Source organism: Pseudomonas sp. B392_1p, from assembly GCF_052245235.1.
GTDB lineage: Bacteria > Pseudomonadota > Gammaproteobacteria > Pseudomonadales > Pseudomonadaceae > Serpens > Serpens gallinarum.
Genome location: NZ_JBQPXM010000002.1, coordinates 58,327 through 72,507 on the forward strand (window position 1 = coordinate 58,327; position 14,181 = coordinate 72,507).

At 62.3% G+C, this 14,181-nt stretch carries 10 protein-coding genes; 7 read left to right on the top strand and 3 right to left on the bottom strand.

Translation table 11 applies throughout. From position 1 onward, the window contains the following. Positions 1–27: 27 nt before the first annotated feature. Positions 28–2,205, bottom strand: coding sequence for a transcriptional regulator NosR (nosR, locus tag ACTV8E_RS02545; protein ID WP_443198367.1), 2,178 nt, complete (start codon positions 2,203–2,205; stop codon positions 28–30). A 314-nt stretch (positions 2,206–2,519) separates the two neighbouring features. Then, positions 2,520–3,227 carry a succinate dehydrogenase iron-sulfur subunit gene (locus ACTV8E_RS02550; RefSeq protein WP_443198368.1) on the bottom strand — a complete coding sequence of 236 codons (708 nt, stop codon included), beginning with the start codon at positions 3,225–3,227 and terminating at the stop codon, positions 2,520–2,522. Between the two features lie 176 nt (positions 3,228–3,403). On the opposite strand from ACTV8E_RS02550, the gene ACTV8E_RS02555 reads away from it, so the two are divergent. Further along, positions 3,404–4,087 (top strand): spermidine synthase, encoded by a 684-nt coding sequence (locus ACTV8E_RS02555; RefSeq protein WP_443198369.1) that lies wholly within the window; start codon positions 3,404–3,406, stop codon positions 4,085–4,087. A gap of 262 nt (positions 4,088–4,349) precedes the next feature. On the opposite strand, the gene ACTV8E_RS02560 is transcribed toward ACTV8E_RS02555, so the two are convergent. Continuing rightward, the gene (locus tag ACTV8E_RS02560) at positions 4,350–5,534 is read right to left on the bottom strand and encodes a patatin-like phospholipase family protein (protein WP_443198370.1); all 1,185 of its coding nucleotides are present in this window, start codon (positions 5,532–5,534) and stop codon (positions 4,350–4,352) included. Positions 5,535–6,590: 1,056 nt separating this feature from the next. On the opposite strand from ACTV8E_RS02560, the gene ACTV8E_RS02565 reads away from it, so the two are divergent. The 6 genes from ACTV8E_RS02565 to betA all read left to right on the top strand — a co-directional run bounded on the left by ACTV8E_RS02565 (position 6,591) and on the right by betA (position 14,083). After that, positions 6,591–7,793, top strand: a complete 1,203-nt coding sequence (locus ACTV8E_RS02565; protein ID WP_251837250.1) for a quaternary amine ABC transporter ATP-binding protein — start codon at positions 6,591–6,593, stop codon at positions 7,791–7,793. Continuing rightward, on the top strand, positions 7,790–8,701 hold the full coding sequence (locus ACTV8E_RS02570; protein WP_251837249.1) for an ABC transporter permease: 912 nt from the start codon (positions 7,790–7,792) through the stop codon (positions 8,699–8,701). Before ACTV8E_RS02565 ends, ACTV8E_RS02570 begins: the two co-directional genes overlap by 4 nt. Then, the gene (gene choX / locus ACTV8E_RS02575) at positions 8,698–9,642 is read left to right on the top strand and encodes a choline ABC transporter substrate-binding protein (protein ID WP_443198371.1); all 945 of its coding nucleotides are present in this window, start codon (positions 8,698–8,700) and stop codon (positions 9,640–9,642) included. Before ACTV8E_RS02570 ends, choX begins: the two co-directional genes overlap by 4 nt. Positions 9,643–9,824: 182 nt before the next feature. Beyond that, positions 9,825–10,682, top strand: a complete 858-nt coding sequence (locus ACTV8E_RS02580; protein ID WP_443198372.1) for a glycine betaine ABC transporter substrate-binding protein — start codon at positions 9,825–9,827, stop codon at positions 10,680–10,682. A 143-nt stretch (positions 10,683–10,825) separates the two neighbouring features. Continuing rightward, positions 10,826–12,298, top strand: a complete 1,473-nt coding sequence (betB, locus tag ACTV8E_RS02585) for a betaine-aldehyde dehydrogenase (protein WP_443198373.1) — start codon at positions 10,826–10,828, stop codon at positions 12,296–12,298. Positions 12,299–12,391: 93 nt separating this feature from the next. Beyond that, positions 12,392–14,083 (top strand): choline dehydrogenase, encoded by a 1,692-nt coding sequence (gene betA, locus ACTV8E_RS02590; protein ID WP_443198657.1) that lies wholly within the window; start codon positions 12,392–12,394, stop codon positions 14,081–14,083. Positions 14,084–14,181 lie beyond the last annotated feature (98 nt).

A 14,181-nucleotide genomic window follows, 5' to 3' on the forward strand; every position in this document is an offset into this window, starting at 1 on the left:
TGTTCGCCTTGCGCCGTCAGGCCAGGCTCAGGGTTCAACGACTTGCACAGCAGGTATCAACTCGGGGCTGTCCGGCGCTTTCTTGCCGCGCTTCTTGCGCTTGTTGATCAGCGGCGGACACTTGGTGTCGTTGTGGTAGGTCATCTGGCAATCGAGGCAGTAGTGGCACTCGTTGTGGTTGATGTGCCCGTCCGGGTGGATCGCCTGGATCTCGCATTCCTTGGCGCACAGCTGGCAGGGGTTGCCGCATTCCTTGCGGCGCTTGAGCCAGTCGAACAGGCGCACCTTGCTGCTGATCGATAGCGCCGCGCCCAGCGGGCAGATGTAGCGGCAGTAGACTTTGCGGGTGAACAGGTTGACCACCAGCAAGACCACCACGTAGAGCACGAACCACCACTGGCGGTCGAACTTCAGCGTGATCGCCGTCTTGAACGGTTCCACCTCAGCAGCCTTTTCGGCCAGCATCATCGATTCCAGGGAGATGCCGAACAGCACCAGCAACACGATGTACTTGATCGCCCATAGCCGCTCATGCAAGGCAAAGGGCAGTTCGTATTGGGGAATCTTGATCTTGCGCGCCAGCTCGTTGAGCAACTCCTGCAGGGCGCCGAACGGGCACAGCCAGCCGCAGAACACGCCCCGGCCCCAGAGCAGGATGCTGGCGGCGGTGAATACCCAGAGAATGAAAATGATCGGGTCGGTGAGGAACAGCTCCCAGCGGAAGTCCTGGAACAACGCGTGGACGAAAGTCAGCACGTTGACCACCGACAGCTGCCCCAGGCAGTACCAGCCGATGAACAGCACGGTGAACAGCAGGTAGCCACGGCGCAGCCAGTGCAGAAACTGCGGCTTCTTGGTGAGGCTGTCCTGCAGGAACAGAATGATGGTCAGCAGGCCCAGCGCGGCCAGCAGCACGCCGACCTGGAAGCTTTTCTGGTACCAGATGTTGACCCACAGCGGCCGGTTGGCTTCCTCGATGGCGGCCAACTCTTCGGCGGTCGGTTGCGGCCGCTCAATGTATTGCTCGGGCATCTGGTAGGGCAGCTCGAAGCTGGTGAAGATGCTCTCCACCGGACCGATCTGACGGCGCACCAGCAGCTCCAGGTTCCAGGCCGAGCCCGGATCGAAGCGGTACTGGTCGCGGATGATGAAGATCGCCATCTCGTAGAAGTCCGGTATGCCAGCGGCATACACGTCGGAGAGGCGGATGAAATCCAGGTCGCGGAAGCTGATGATGTCGCCGAATTGACGCAACTGGATGCGATCGAAGATCCCGCCACGTACGTAGCCCGAGCCCTTGAAGGAGTACTCACCGTTGCCCAGCACGGCAATGGCATGCTCGCCAGGCTTGAGATCCTCCATCAGGAAACGGTACTGGTTATCGCCCAGCAGGTTGCGACCGATGGTGGGCGGATTCAGATGGGTGACATAGAGGTCGACGAAGGTGTCGCCTACCTGTTCTGCAGTGGCCTCGTCGATGCCCTCGGCTTCGCTGCCCTTGAACGCCTCGTCGATATCACCGCGGGTTAGCAGCATGCGGCGAATCGCACCGTTGCCTGTGAGCTCGCTCCAGTTGGCCGGCTGGTAGACATCCTCGCGCACGAGTGCCGGTTTCTGCGTCGCGCCGGCCACGTCCTCGACCAGGCCCAGGGACACGGCCACCGCATGGGCGGAACGCATCACCGCTTCGTTGATCACCATCACCGTTACGGTGGCGCCGGTCACGGCATCGACGGTGACCGCGCTCTTGTCACTGGAGCGACCGACAACGACCCGCTGCTGGACATTGATGTCGGTGTAGGTGGCGTTGAAATCGTGAATCTTCTGCTCGGGGATGCCGATCAGAACGATGGGCTCGTGGTGTTCGAGCATGTAGGCATCGCGGATCACCCCCTGAGGGTCGAGGATGACCTGCAGGTTAATCGGCTTGCCGGAGTAAGCAGGGATATTGACAACGTTGATGCTCTGGAAGGCGTAACCCAGAATGTCGTCGCCTTGAGTGAGAGTCTGCACCTGATAGTCGCCGGCTGGCTCGGACACGTCGGTCAACCCGGGAAACACCAGTTCCATGCGCTGTCGTTCCAGCCCGCCGTATTCCTTGGCCTGCACGCTCGGCATCATTGCCAGGCTCAGAATCATCAGGAAGATCAGCCAGCAGGCGCTTGAGAACGACCTGCCTGTTACCGAAAAATGCACACTGCTCATGGGCTTATCAAACTTCTAGTACGAGAGATTTACGCCTGCATGGTAGTGAGCCTGCCCTCCTGCACTCCTTGACCTTGATCAAGCCGCTCCGCGCATTTCACCTACAGCGACCGCATGCCGCACCCCCGCGCTCGGGCGATAGCGGCACAAAAGCACTTGACTGAACGAGCTCCAACACGACAGATGGCAGCACAACGCGCGTACCTGAAGGCGGCGCGCGCTGCACGTTTAGAGAAAAATGCACAAGGCCAAACGAGCCCCTCGCCAGCGGCCTGTCGGCCACAGCGAACTGCTCCAGGTGCGGTAAAGGCAGGTCAGGTGCCCGAACGGAACAACTCGCGACGGATATGACCGATGGCACCCATGGGATTCAATCCCTTGGGGCACACCCAGCTGCAGTTGCCAATGCTGCGACAGCGGAACAGGCTGAACGGGTCGTCCAGCCGTTGCAGCCGTTCGGCCGTGGCCTGATCACGGCTGTCGACGATGAAACGCCAGGCTTGCAGCAAGCCGGCCGGGCCAATGTAATCCTCCGGATTCCACCACCAGGACGGGCATTGCGAGGTGCAGCAGGCGCAGAGGATGCACTCGTACAGGCCGTCGAGCTTGGCCCGGTCGGCAGGCGATTGCAGACGCTCGATGGCGGGGGCCGGATCGTCATTGATCAGCCAGGGGTGAACTCGCTCGTACTGCTTGAAGAACAGACTCAGGTCGACTACCAGATCGCGGATCACCGGCATCCCCGGCAGCGGCCGAATCACCAGACTGTCGCCCGCCTCCAGCACGTCCGCCACCGGACTGATGCAGGCCAGACGGTTCTTGCCATTGATGTTCATGCCATCCGAGCCGCAGACACCCTCCCGACAGGAGCGTCGGTAAGCCAATGAGACATCCTGCTCGTGCAGGTACTCCAGCACGTCCAGCACCATGCGCGGGCGAAACTCGTCCGGCACCTGCAACGACTGCATATAAGGCGCTGCGTCGCGTTCGGCGTTGTAACGGTACACCTGCACGTTGATCATGGGAGAGCTCCTGGGCTGCGCACGGCGTGCCAGCCATGGCGGGGCCTGCCTGAAGTTTAGGCAGGGAGTCGGCAATTTGGTTTGCGTAGACATGCACGCCATGCGAGGTTCATTAGCATTCCGGGCCGAGGCCGGTACACTCCTCAGCCTTCGCCGGCCCTGCTCCGAGATTCCCCATGAAACGTTTTGTCCTGCTCGACACCGCCCCGATCCCCAACAACGGCGGCGCCCTGTGCCTGTTCGAGTACGGCGAGGATTTCGTCATCAAGATCCAGGGCGGCAGTGGCGGTCAGTTGATGAACACGCGCATGCACGGCTCGGAAGACGCCTTGGCCGAGATTCCCTGCAAGAAAATCGCCGCACGCCTGGCGCCACGGGTGCTCATCGGCGGTCTGGGCATGGGCTTCACCCTTGCCTCCGCGCTCAAGCACCTGGGCAAGAAGGGTGAAGTGGTGGTGGCGGAACTGGTGCCCGGGGTCATCGAGTGGAACCGTGGCGCGCTGGGCGAAAAATCCGGCTACCCGATGCGCGACCCTCGCGCCAGCGTGCTCAATGAAGACGTCGCCAAAGTCCTGCAGGACGAGCCACAAGGCTTCGATGCCATCTTGCTGGATGTTGACAACGGCCCCGAGGGCCTGACCCAGCGGGCCAATACCTGGCTGTATTCCCTGGCCGGCTTGCAGGCCTGCGCCCGCGCGCTACGCCCCAAGGGCATCCTTGCCGTGTGGTCGGCCAGTGCCGACCGCCCCTTCGCCGAACGTTTGAAGAAAGCCGGCTTCAAGGCGGAGGAAGTACAGGTCTACGCCCACGGCAATCGCGGCACCCGCCACACCATCTGGATCGCCGAGAAAACGCAGTAAGGTGGACGACTCGCTGCTGGGCGCCTAAGGCTCCTCGCTAGAGCGACGAGATCGCTCAATAGCCCAGCCCTGCACGAAACCTGTAGGGGCGAATTCATTCGCCTGGCGCATTATTTCCAGGCCATGAATCCGCTGTGACCTACATCAAGGTCGTCGGCCGCTTGGTTAGGTGCAGCTCCGAGACTGCTTGAAGGCTCGGTGCCAGGCGAATGGAATTCGCCCCTACGAAACGCGTCCCCCCCCACGCCGTTGCGTGACCGCATCACGCCATCGCCTCGGCTGGCTGCGGCGTGCGCAAGCCCAGAAAATCCACCAGTGCCTCGCGGCGCGCCATGGCGTCCTTGTAGCCCAGCTCGATCAGCTCGTTACAGTATTCGGGCTCGAACAGCAGGTAACTCAATACGCCGGCGCCACTGACCTTGGTGGCGCCGGGGCCGCGCAGGAATGTCCGCAGCGAGCGCGGCAGTGAGTGGCGATGGCGCGTGGCGATTCGGTCCAGCGACTCGCTGGGGTTGATCACCAGCACCTCCACCGGCTGCAGACCGAGCTGGCGTGTTTGCCGCGTTTCAGGGAGGGACCTACTGATGAGGTTGAGCCGTTCGAGGAGTTCGAGGTCGGTTTCCAGGTTATCGACGAAGGTGCTGTTAAGCAGATGAGCGCCGATACGCGCCAGACTCGGCGGGTTGTTGCGCCCGCGAACCGCCGGCAAGTCGTCATGTGCAGGGTCGCTGACACCGATAACCAGCGCTCGCGTTGCCCCCAGGTGCAGCGCAGGACTGATGGGAGCGGCCTGACGTACCGCGCCATCGCCATAGTATTCGCGGTTCAGCCAGACCGGCGGGAACACCAGTGGAATCGCCGAGCTGGCCAGCAGATGCTCCACCCCCAGCCGGGTTGGTATCCCGATGCGACGATGGCGCAGCCAGGGATCGATCGCCGCCTGTCCCTGATAAAACGTCACCGCTTGGCCCGAGTCATAGCTGAACGCCGTGACCGCCACCGCCCGCAGACGACGCAGGCGGATGGCGGCGGCAATCCCGCTGCAATCCAGCTCACGCTCCAGCAAGGCGCGCAGAGGCGAACTGTCGAGCAAGGCCACTGGCACGTCCGGTCCGAGCCCGAGCAGATTACAGCCGATAAAGCGCGATGCCTGACGCAACAAGCCTGGCCAGTCCGTGCGGTAGATATGGTCGCAATGGAAGCTGCGCCAAACCTCAGAGATTCGCCGGGTCGCCTCACCGAAATGCAGGGCGCCACTGGCCAGACCCGCCGCATTGATAGCGCCGGCCGACGTGCCGACGATGACTGGAAACGGATTGTGCGCTGCATTGGGCAACAGGTCGGCAATCGCGGCCAGCACCCCGGCCTGATAAGCCGCACGCGCGCCGCCACCAGAAAGAACCAGCCCGGTGATCACCGAGCCGGAGGGGTACTGCATGACGTTCATCCTGATTCTTGATCCATTGGACGCGGCTTGCGTATCAGCCTACCGGCTGTGCCGCAAAAGGCCATTAGCTGCTATCAAAGTGCCATAGGCCAAGTCGGCAGATCAACTGCAAATGCGGGTACTTTGGTCGGGATGGGCAGGCGCTGCCAACTGCCGTGCCTCAATTGAAATCGAGGCAGGAATTGTGATCGTTCACTCTCGAGACCGCCGTAGCGCATTGTTTTTACATGCATTAATTAAATTCGAATCAATAACTAACATGCCGCCGAGGTATTAATCTTTCTTCATGAGCTGGCACTAAAGATTCATGTTGCCTTTAATTTATTATTTCCTCTCTTGGCGCACGCAAACTGCCAAAACCATCACGCAAGCCATTGGCTGCCCGCCGAAAACACCGGGAGGGACCACCCCACCGATATCCATCCCTGCCGAAATATTTTACATATTTTCGATTGCGCCACAGCCCCCGCCATACGGCGCCCAACGCCGATTCACCAGGCGCAAAACCACGGCCGGCGCCACTTTCAGCCTTGACCCGGGGGGAATGAAGTCTGCTATGGTTTAAAAGGTTTCATCCTGCCGGGTGGTGCCCCGCCTGATTATCCCTATGATGTTTCGGGCAACTTACGGGCAAAGAAGTTCTATTAATTCTTTGCCCCGCGCCTCCTGGCAGTTAAATGATTCACTGCACTGGTGCGGAATCAAACCAATGCTGTTTCCCATATACCGGGGTTACAGCCCTGAATAATCCGCCGACCTCTCGTACCGGGAAGCCTGACCGCCACGCAGTGAATCTCAACACACTGTCAAAGGTTTCGGAGTCATTGTGCGGTACGGCACATACGCATACTCGCCAGTTACGTCCTCGCTCAACGCGATGTACGGCGCCACGCTGGCACCCCGCCTCGGCGCACGACCGTCCAACGGTCCTCTCTCCGATTCCCCTACGTCTCACCCCTCCATAGGCAAGGCCTGTCGCCCTCGCCTGGCGAATGCCCATGGGCACGCGCCGGGCTGTGGATGACGGCTGAATGCCGCTAGAAAGGAAACCATTCCATGCGGACTGGAAAAATCGTCGTTGAAAACCTCACCAAGGTCTTCGGCGACCATCCCCAACAGGCCATAGAGCAACTCGGCAAAGGCTGGAGCAAAGACCGCATCCTCGCCGAAACCGGCGCGGTCGTCGGCGTGAACGATGTGTCGTTCAGCGTCGAGGAAGGCGAAATCTTCGTGCTCATGGGTCTGTCCGGCTCGGGTAAGTCCACCCTGATCCGGCTGATCAATCGACTGATCGAGCCCACCGCCGGCAACGTCTACATCGATGGCCAGAATGTCGCGCAGATGCCTCGCGCACAATTGATCGACCTGCGTCGCCGCGACCTGAGCATGGTCTTTCAATCCTTCGCCCTGATGCCCTCGCGCACTGTGCTGGACAATGCCGCGTTCGGCCTGGAAATCGCCAAGGTCGGCCGCGCGGAACGCGAAGCGCGCGCCATGGAAGTACTCGAACAAGTCGGCCTTGCCGGCTTCGCCGACAAGCTTCCTGAGGAATTGTCCGGCGGCATGCAGCAGCGCGTCGGCCTGGCCCGCGCCCTGGCGGTGAATCCCTCGGTCATCTTCATGGACGAGGCGTTCTCGGCCCTCGACCCGCTCAAGCGTCGCGAAATGCAGGATGTGCTGCTGGAGCTGCAGGAAACCCAGCGCCGCACCATCATCTTCGTCTCCCATGACATTGAGGAAGCCCTGCGCATCGGTACGCGCATCGGCATCATGGAAGGCGGCAAGCTGGTGCAGGTTGGCACGCCCCAGGAGTTGATCGACCACCCGGCCAACGACTATGTGCGCAACTTCTTCGACACCATCGACACCAACCGCTACCTCACCGCTGGCCAACTCAAGGCCGACAGCGTTCCGCTGTTCGTGCACAACGGCAAGGCGCCGAACGCCATCCAGGTGCGCGACGAACTGCAAGAGCAGGACAAGCACTACGCCTTCATCGTCGATGAAGACAATACCTTCCAAGGCTCCATCAGCCTGGAAAAAATCGCCCTACTGGTGGAAGACGACAAGCACCTGCGCCTGCACGGCGACGTGCTCAAACAGATCGAGCCGGTGCCTGAAGACCTGCCGCTGGACCAGGTGATCGAACAGTTGGTGATCAACGAGGGACCGATCCCGGTGGTCGACAAGGCTGGGCAGTACTGCGGTGCGATCAGTAAGGGCCGCCTGCTGAGCCGTCTGCAGGGAGGCATGGCATGAGCGACAAGTATCTGGATCTGGGCAGCTGGATCAACGACGGCGTCGAGCACCTGCTCGAGAACTACGGCGATGCCTTCGACAAAACCGGGCAGTGGGTCAGCGGTTTTTCCGAAGGCATCGAAGCGTTGCTGATGTTCCCGCCGGCCTGGCTGCTGATCGCGCTGTTCGTTGCCCTCGGGCTGTGGCGCATCGGCGCACGTTTTGCCCTGTTCACCGCGGTAGCCTTCACGCTGATCGTACTGACCGGTTTCTGGGAGCAGACCCTGGTTACCCTCGGCCTGACCCTTTCCGCCACGCTGATCAGCCTGCTGGTGGGTATTCCGCTGGGCATCTGGGCCGCCAGCAGCGAGCGCATCTCCACCGTGACCCGGCCGATCCTCGACTTCATGCAGACCATGCCGGCCTTCGTCTACCTGATTCCGGCCGCCATGCTGTTCGGCCTCGGCCGGGTGCCGGGCATCTTCGCCACGGTGATCTTTGCCATGCCACCGGCTGTGCGCCTGACCAACCTGGGCATCCGCCAGGTCAACAAGGAACTGGTGGAAGCCGGCCAGGCTTTCGGCTGCAACCGCCGCCAGTTGCTGTTCAAGGTGCAGCTGCCCAATGCCATGCCGTCGATCATGGCCGGGGTCAACCAGACCATCATGATGGCCCTGTCGATGGTGATCATCGCCTCGATGGTCGGCGCCGGCGGCCTGGGCAACGACGTCCTGGCCAGCATCCAGCGCCTGGACATCGGCCTGGGCTTTGAAAGCGGCATGGCCGTGGTGTTGCTGGCGATCATTCTCGACCGCATCACCGAAAGCTTCGGCACGCCGCGCCAAACGCGCAGCGACAGCCTGTATGCCCGACTGTGCGCTCTGCTGAGCAGCGCGAAAACCTCACCCACCCCAGGGACGACCAAATGAATTGCTTGAAAACCCTCGCAGGCGCCGCCCTGCTGAGCAGCCTGCTAATGCCCACCGCCTGGGCTCAGGAACCGGCCAGTTGCCAACAGGTGCGTTTTGCCGAAATCGGCTGGGCGGACATTGCCGCCACCACCGGCGTGGCCATGGCCCTTACCGAGGGCCTGGGCTACCAGCCGAAGAAGGTCATGGCCTCCGTGCCCATCGCCTTCACCGGGGTGCAAAAAGGCCAGATCGATGCCTTCCTCGGTTACTGGTCGCCGTCGATGGACGCCATCGTCGAACCGTTCCAGAAGAACGACGGCATCAAGATCCTGCCCACGCCCAACCTGGACGGTGCCAAGTACACCCTGGCCGTGCCGACTTACGCCGCCGAAGCCGGCCTGAAAAGCTTTCAGGACATTGCCCACTTCAAGGATCAGTTGAACGGGCGTATCTACGGCATCGAGCCGGGCAATGACGGCAACCTGCTGATTGAACAGATGATCAAGGGTGACCAGTACGGCCTCGGCGACTTCCGCCTGGTGGAGTCCAGCGAGGCCGGCATGCTGGTGCAGATCCAGCGCGCCGTTCGCCAGAACAAGCCGGTGGTTTTCCTCGGCTGGGCGCCGCACCCGATGAACACCCAGTTCGACATCACCTACCTGGACGGTGGCGATGAAGTATTCGGCCCTGACCACGGCGCGGCCAAGGTGTTCACCGCCGTACCGACCGACTACGAAGCGCGCTGCCCCAATATGGGCACGCTACTCAACAACCTGCAGTTCAGCGTCGAGATCGAAAGCCAACTGATGGATGAGGTGCTGCAAAAGCAGAACCCGGTGGTCGTTGCCAAGAACTGGATCAAGGCCAACCCGGCGATTCTCGATCAGTGGCTGGACGGCGTGACCACCTTCGACGGTCAGGACGGCCTCGCTGCCGTGCAGAAACACCTCGGGTTGTAGGGACCAATTCGTAGGGTGGACAACCGTTGTTTGTTGTCCACCACTCCCGCCCACATGGCAGATGTAAACAACGACATCCACCCTACGGCCCCGGCATAAATCCAATACGGAAGCGCCGCATCCATGCGGCCAAGGGACGACGCCTCTAATCAAGGCGCCCCTGCAAAATCAAGGAGCACACCATGCGTACATTGAAAAACCTGTTCGGCAAAAGCCTTGCAGCTGCAACCCTGGCCTTCGGCCTGTCCAGCGCCATGGCCGCCGACAAACCCACCCTGACCCTCGGCTATGTCAACGGCTGGGCCGACAGCGTCGCCACCACCCACGTGGCTGCCGAAGTGCTGCAAAGCCAGCTGGGTTATGAGGTCAAGCTCAAGCCGGTGGAAGCCGCGATCATGTGGCAGGGCGTGGCCCGGGGCGATCTGGACGCCGCCCTCTCCGCCTGGCTGCCGGCCACTCATGGCGATTACTACGACAAGCTCAAGGACAAGGTCAACCTGATCGGTACCAACTACACCGGGGCGAAGATCGGCCTGATCGTGCCGGACTACGTCGACGTCCAAAGCATCGCCGACCTCAATCAGCACAAGAAGGCCTTCCAGGGGCAGATCACCGGCATCGATGCCGGTGCCGGCATCATGATTCGCACCGAGGAAGCCATCAAGGCCTACGACCTGGACTTCAACCTGATGGCCAGCTCCGGCCCGGCCATGACCATCGCCCTGGCCCGCGCCGAGAAGCAGCAGAAACCCATCGTCGTCACCGGCTGGATTCCGCACTGGATGTTCGCCAAGTGGGACCTGCGCTTCCTGGAGGATCCCCAGCAGGTGTTCGGTGAAGCCGAAACCGTCTACACCGTGGCCAACCCGGGCCTGGAAACCAAGGCTGCCGAAGCCGCCGGCTTCCTGAAGAACTTTGCCTGGACCGACAAGGAAATCGGCGCGGTGATGCTCGCCATCGACAACGGCGAAACCCCGAAAAAGGCCGCCAGCGCCTGGGTTGCCGAGAACCCCGAACGCGTCGCCGAGTGGCTGAACTAACGCTTCAGTTTCGCTTCCAGTCGGTGAGTATCCGTAGGGTGGACAGCGCTTTTTCTGTCCACCAAGCGGGCAACACTGCCGTTTAGTGAACTGGCTCCGCCCTACCCAGGCTCGCCCCCTCACGCCCAACACGAGGAACCCCAATGCCCCGCTTCGGCGAACAACAGCTTTATATCGGCGGTCGCTATGTCGCAGCGTCGTCTGCCCAGCGTTTCGAAACCATCAATCCCGCCAACGGCGAAGTACTGGCCCAGGTACAGAGCGCCAGCCGCGAGGATGTCGAACGCGCCGTGACTACCGCTCACGAGGGCCAAAAGGTCTGGGCAGCGATGACTGCCATGCAGCGTTCGCGCATCCTGCGGCGCGCCGTGGATATCCTGCGCGAGCGCAACGATGAACTGGCCCTGCTGGAAACCCTGGACACCGGCAAGCCGCTGTCGGAGACCCGCTACGTTGACATCGTCACCGGCGCCGACGTGCTGGAGTATTACGCTGGCCTGATCCCGGCCATCGAAGGCGAGCAGATTCCGCTACGCGACACCTCCTTCGTCTACACCCGCCGCGAGCCGCTGGGCGTAGTTGCCGGCATCGGCGCCTGGAACTACCCGATCCAGATCGCCCTTTGGAAATCCGCCCCGGCCCTGGCCGCCGGCAACGCGATGATCTTCAAGCCCAGCGAAATCACCCCGCTGAGTGCGCTCAAGCTGGCCGAGATCTACACCGAGGCCGGCCTGCCGGACGGCGTGTTCAACGTGCTCACCGGCCCTGGCGCCGAGGTCGGCCAGTGGCTGACCGAGCATCCCGGCATTGCCAAGATTTCCTTCACCGGCGGCACCGTCACCGGCAAGCAGGTGATCGCCAGCGCCACCCGTTCCTCCCTCAAGGAGGTGACCCTGGAGCTGGGCGGCAAGTCGCCGTTGATTATTTGCTCCGACGCCGACCTCGACCGCGCCGCCGACATCGCCGTCATGGCCAATTTCTACAGCTCCGGCCAGGTGTGCACCAATGGCACGCGGGTGTTTGTGCCGCGCACGCTGCAGGCCGCATTCGAGCAAAAACTGCTCGAACGTGTGCAACGCATCCGCCTGGGCAATCCGCAGGACGAAGCCACCAATTTCGGCCCACTGGCCAGCTTCGCCCATATGGAGCGGGTGCTCGGCTACATCGACAGCGGCATCCAGGAAGGCGCACGCCTGCTGACCGGCGGCCAGCGCGTCACCGAGGGTGCCGGCGCTCAAGGCGCCTTTGTGGCGCCGACGATCTTTACCGACTGCCGCGACGACATGCGCATCGTGCGCGAGGAAATCTTCGGCCCGGTGCTCAGCCTGCTCGCCTACGACGACGAAGAGGAAGCCATTCGCCGCGCCAACGCCACCGACTACGGCCTGGCCGCTGGCGTGGTGACTCCTGACCTGGCCCGCGCACACCGCCTGATCCATCGCCTGCAGGCTGGGATCTGCTGGATCAACACCTGGGGCGAATCCCCCGCCGAGATGCCGGTGGGCGGCTACAAGCACTCCGGCGTCGGCCGCGAGAACGGCCTGGCCACCTTGGCCCACTACACGCAGATCAAATCGGTGCAGGTGGAACTGGGCGAATTTGCCTCGGTTTTCTGAACGGACGATTAAAAGCGCTGGAGGCTGAAGGCTGGACGAAGCAGCGGCCTCGGCTCGTCCAGCCTCCAGCCTTCCAGCCCTCCGCAGGAGGAGATTTTCATGGAATTCGACTACATCATCATCGGCGCAGGGTCCGCCGGCAACGTGCTGGCTACCCGCCTGACCGAGGATGCCGACGTCAGCGTGCTACTGCTGGAAGCCGGCGGCCCGGACCATCGCCTGGACTTTCGCACGCAAATGCCCGCCGCCCTCGCCTACCCGTTACAAGGCAAGCGCTACAACTGGGCCTACGAAACCGACCCCGAGCCGCATATGAACAACCGCCGCATGGAATGCGGGCGCGGCAAGGGCCTGGGGGGCTCGTCGCTGATCAACGGCATGTGCTACATCCGCGGCAACGCCCTGGATTTCGACCACTGGGCCCAGTTGCCGGGGCTGGCAGACTGGAGCTACCTGGATTGCCTGCCGTATTTCCGCAAGGCGGAAACGCGTGACATTGGCGCCAATGCCTACCACGGCGGCGACGGTCCGGTCAGCGTGACCACGCCAAAAAACGGCAACAACCCGCTGTTCCACGCCATGGTCGAGGCGGGCGTGCAGGCCGGTTACCCGCGCACCGAGGACCTCAACGGCTACCAGCAGGAAGGCTTCGGTCCGATGGACCGCACCGTGACACCCCACGGCAGGCGCTCCAGCACCGCGCGCGGCTATCTCGACCAGGCCCGCGACCGAAAAAACCTGACCATCGTCACCCATGCCCTGACCGAGCGCATCCTCTTTGACGGCACGCGTGCCAGCGGTGTCAGTTATTTGCGCGGCAATGCCAGCCAACCCACCAGCGCGCGGGCGCGGCGCGAAGTGCTGCTGTGCGGCGGCGCCATCGCCTCGCCGCAGCTCTTGCAACGCTCCGGCGTCGGCCCGGCCGACCTGCTACGCGACCTGAACATTCCAGTGGTGCATGCACTACCCGGCGTGGGTGAAAATCTGCAGGATCACCTGGAGATGTACCTGCAGTACGCCTGCAAGGAGCCGGTCTCTCTCTACCCGGCCCTACAGTGGTGGAACCAGCCGGCCATTGGCGCCCAATGGTTGTTCGCCGGCAGCGGCGTCGGTGCCAGCAACCACTTCGAGGCAGGCGGTTTCATCCGCACCCGTGCCGACTTCGAATGGCCGAACATCCAGTTCCACTTCCTGCCGGTGGCGATCAACTACAACGGCAGCAACGCGGTGAAGGAACACGGCTTCCAGGCCCACGTCGGCTCCATGCGCTCGCCCAGTCGCGGCCGCGTACGGCTCACCTCGAAAGATCCACGCCAGCACCCGAGCATCCTGTTCAACTACATGAGCACCGAGCAGGACTGGCAGGAATTTCGCGATGCCATCCGTATCACCCGCGAGATCATCAACCAGCCGGCGCTCGATCCCTATCGCGGCCGCGAACTCAGTCCTGGCGCACATTGCCAGAGTGACGCCGAGCTGGACGCCTTTGTACGGGATCACGCCGAAACCGCCTTCCACCCCAGCGGCTCCTGCAAGATGGGCGAGGATGGCATGGCGGTGGTCGATGGTCAGGGCCGCGTGCATGGGCTGCAAGGGCTGCGCGTGATCGATGCCTCGATCATGCCGCTAATCATCACCGGTAACCTCAACGCCACCACCATCATGATCGCCGAGAAGATTGCCGACAAAATTCGCGATCGCCAACCGCTGCCGCGCAGCAATGCGGCTTATTACGTGGCGGGCAACGCACCGGCACGCACCTCGGCAGAAAGAAGCTTCAGCTGACTCAGGCCCACGCTGTCACCGCCGCAGGCGACAGCGTGGGCCTGAGGCCTATACGCGGGAAATCTTGAATACTTCGCTAATCGCCGTGCCATCCCAGA

Excerpts from the sequence above, each read along its gene's own strand:
- ACTV8E_RS02570 (WP_251837249.1), top strand. The coding sequence starts at position 7,790 with ATGAGCGACAAGTATCTGGATCTGGGCAGCTGGATCAACGACGGCGTC.
- ACTV8E_RS02555 (WP_443198369.1), top strand. The coding sequence starts at position 3,404 with ATGAAACGTTTTGTCCTGCTCGACACCGCCCCGATCCCCAACAACGGC.
- ACTV8E_RS02565 (WP_251837250.1), top strand. The coding sequence starts at position 6,591 with ATGCGGACTGGAAAAATCGTCGTTGAAAACCTCACCAAGGTCTTCGGC.
- choX (WP_443198371.1), top strand. The coding sequence starts at position 8,698 with ATGAATTGCTTGAAAACCCTCGCAGGCGCCGCCCTGCTGAGCAGCCTG.
- ACTV8E_RS02580 (WP_443198372.1), top strand. The coding sequence starts at position 9,825 with ATGCGTACATTGAAAAACCTGTTCGGCAAAAGCCTTGCAGCTGCAACC.
- nosR (WP_443198367.1), bottom strand. The coding sequence starts at position 2,205 with ATGAGCAGTGTGCATTTTTCGGTAACAGGCAGGTCGTTCTCAAGCGCC.
- betB (WP_443198373.1), top strand. The coding sequence starts at position 10,826 with ATGCCCCGCTTCGGCGAACAACAGCTTTATATCGGCGGTCGCTATGTC.
- ACTV8E_RS02560 (WP_443198370.1), bottom strand. The coding sequence starts at position 5,534 with ATGAACGTCATGCAGTACCCCTCCGGCTCGGTGATCACCGGGCTGGTT.
- ACTV8E_RS02550 (WP_443198368.1), bottom strand. The coding sequence starts at position 3,227 with ATGATCAACGTGCAGGTGTACCGTTACAACGCCGAACGCGACGCAGCG.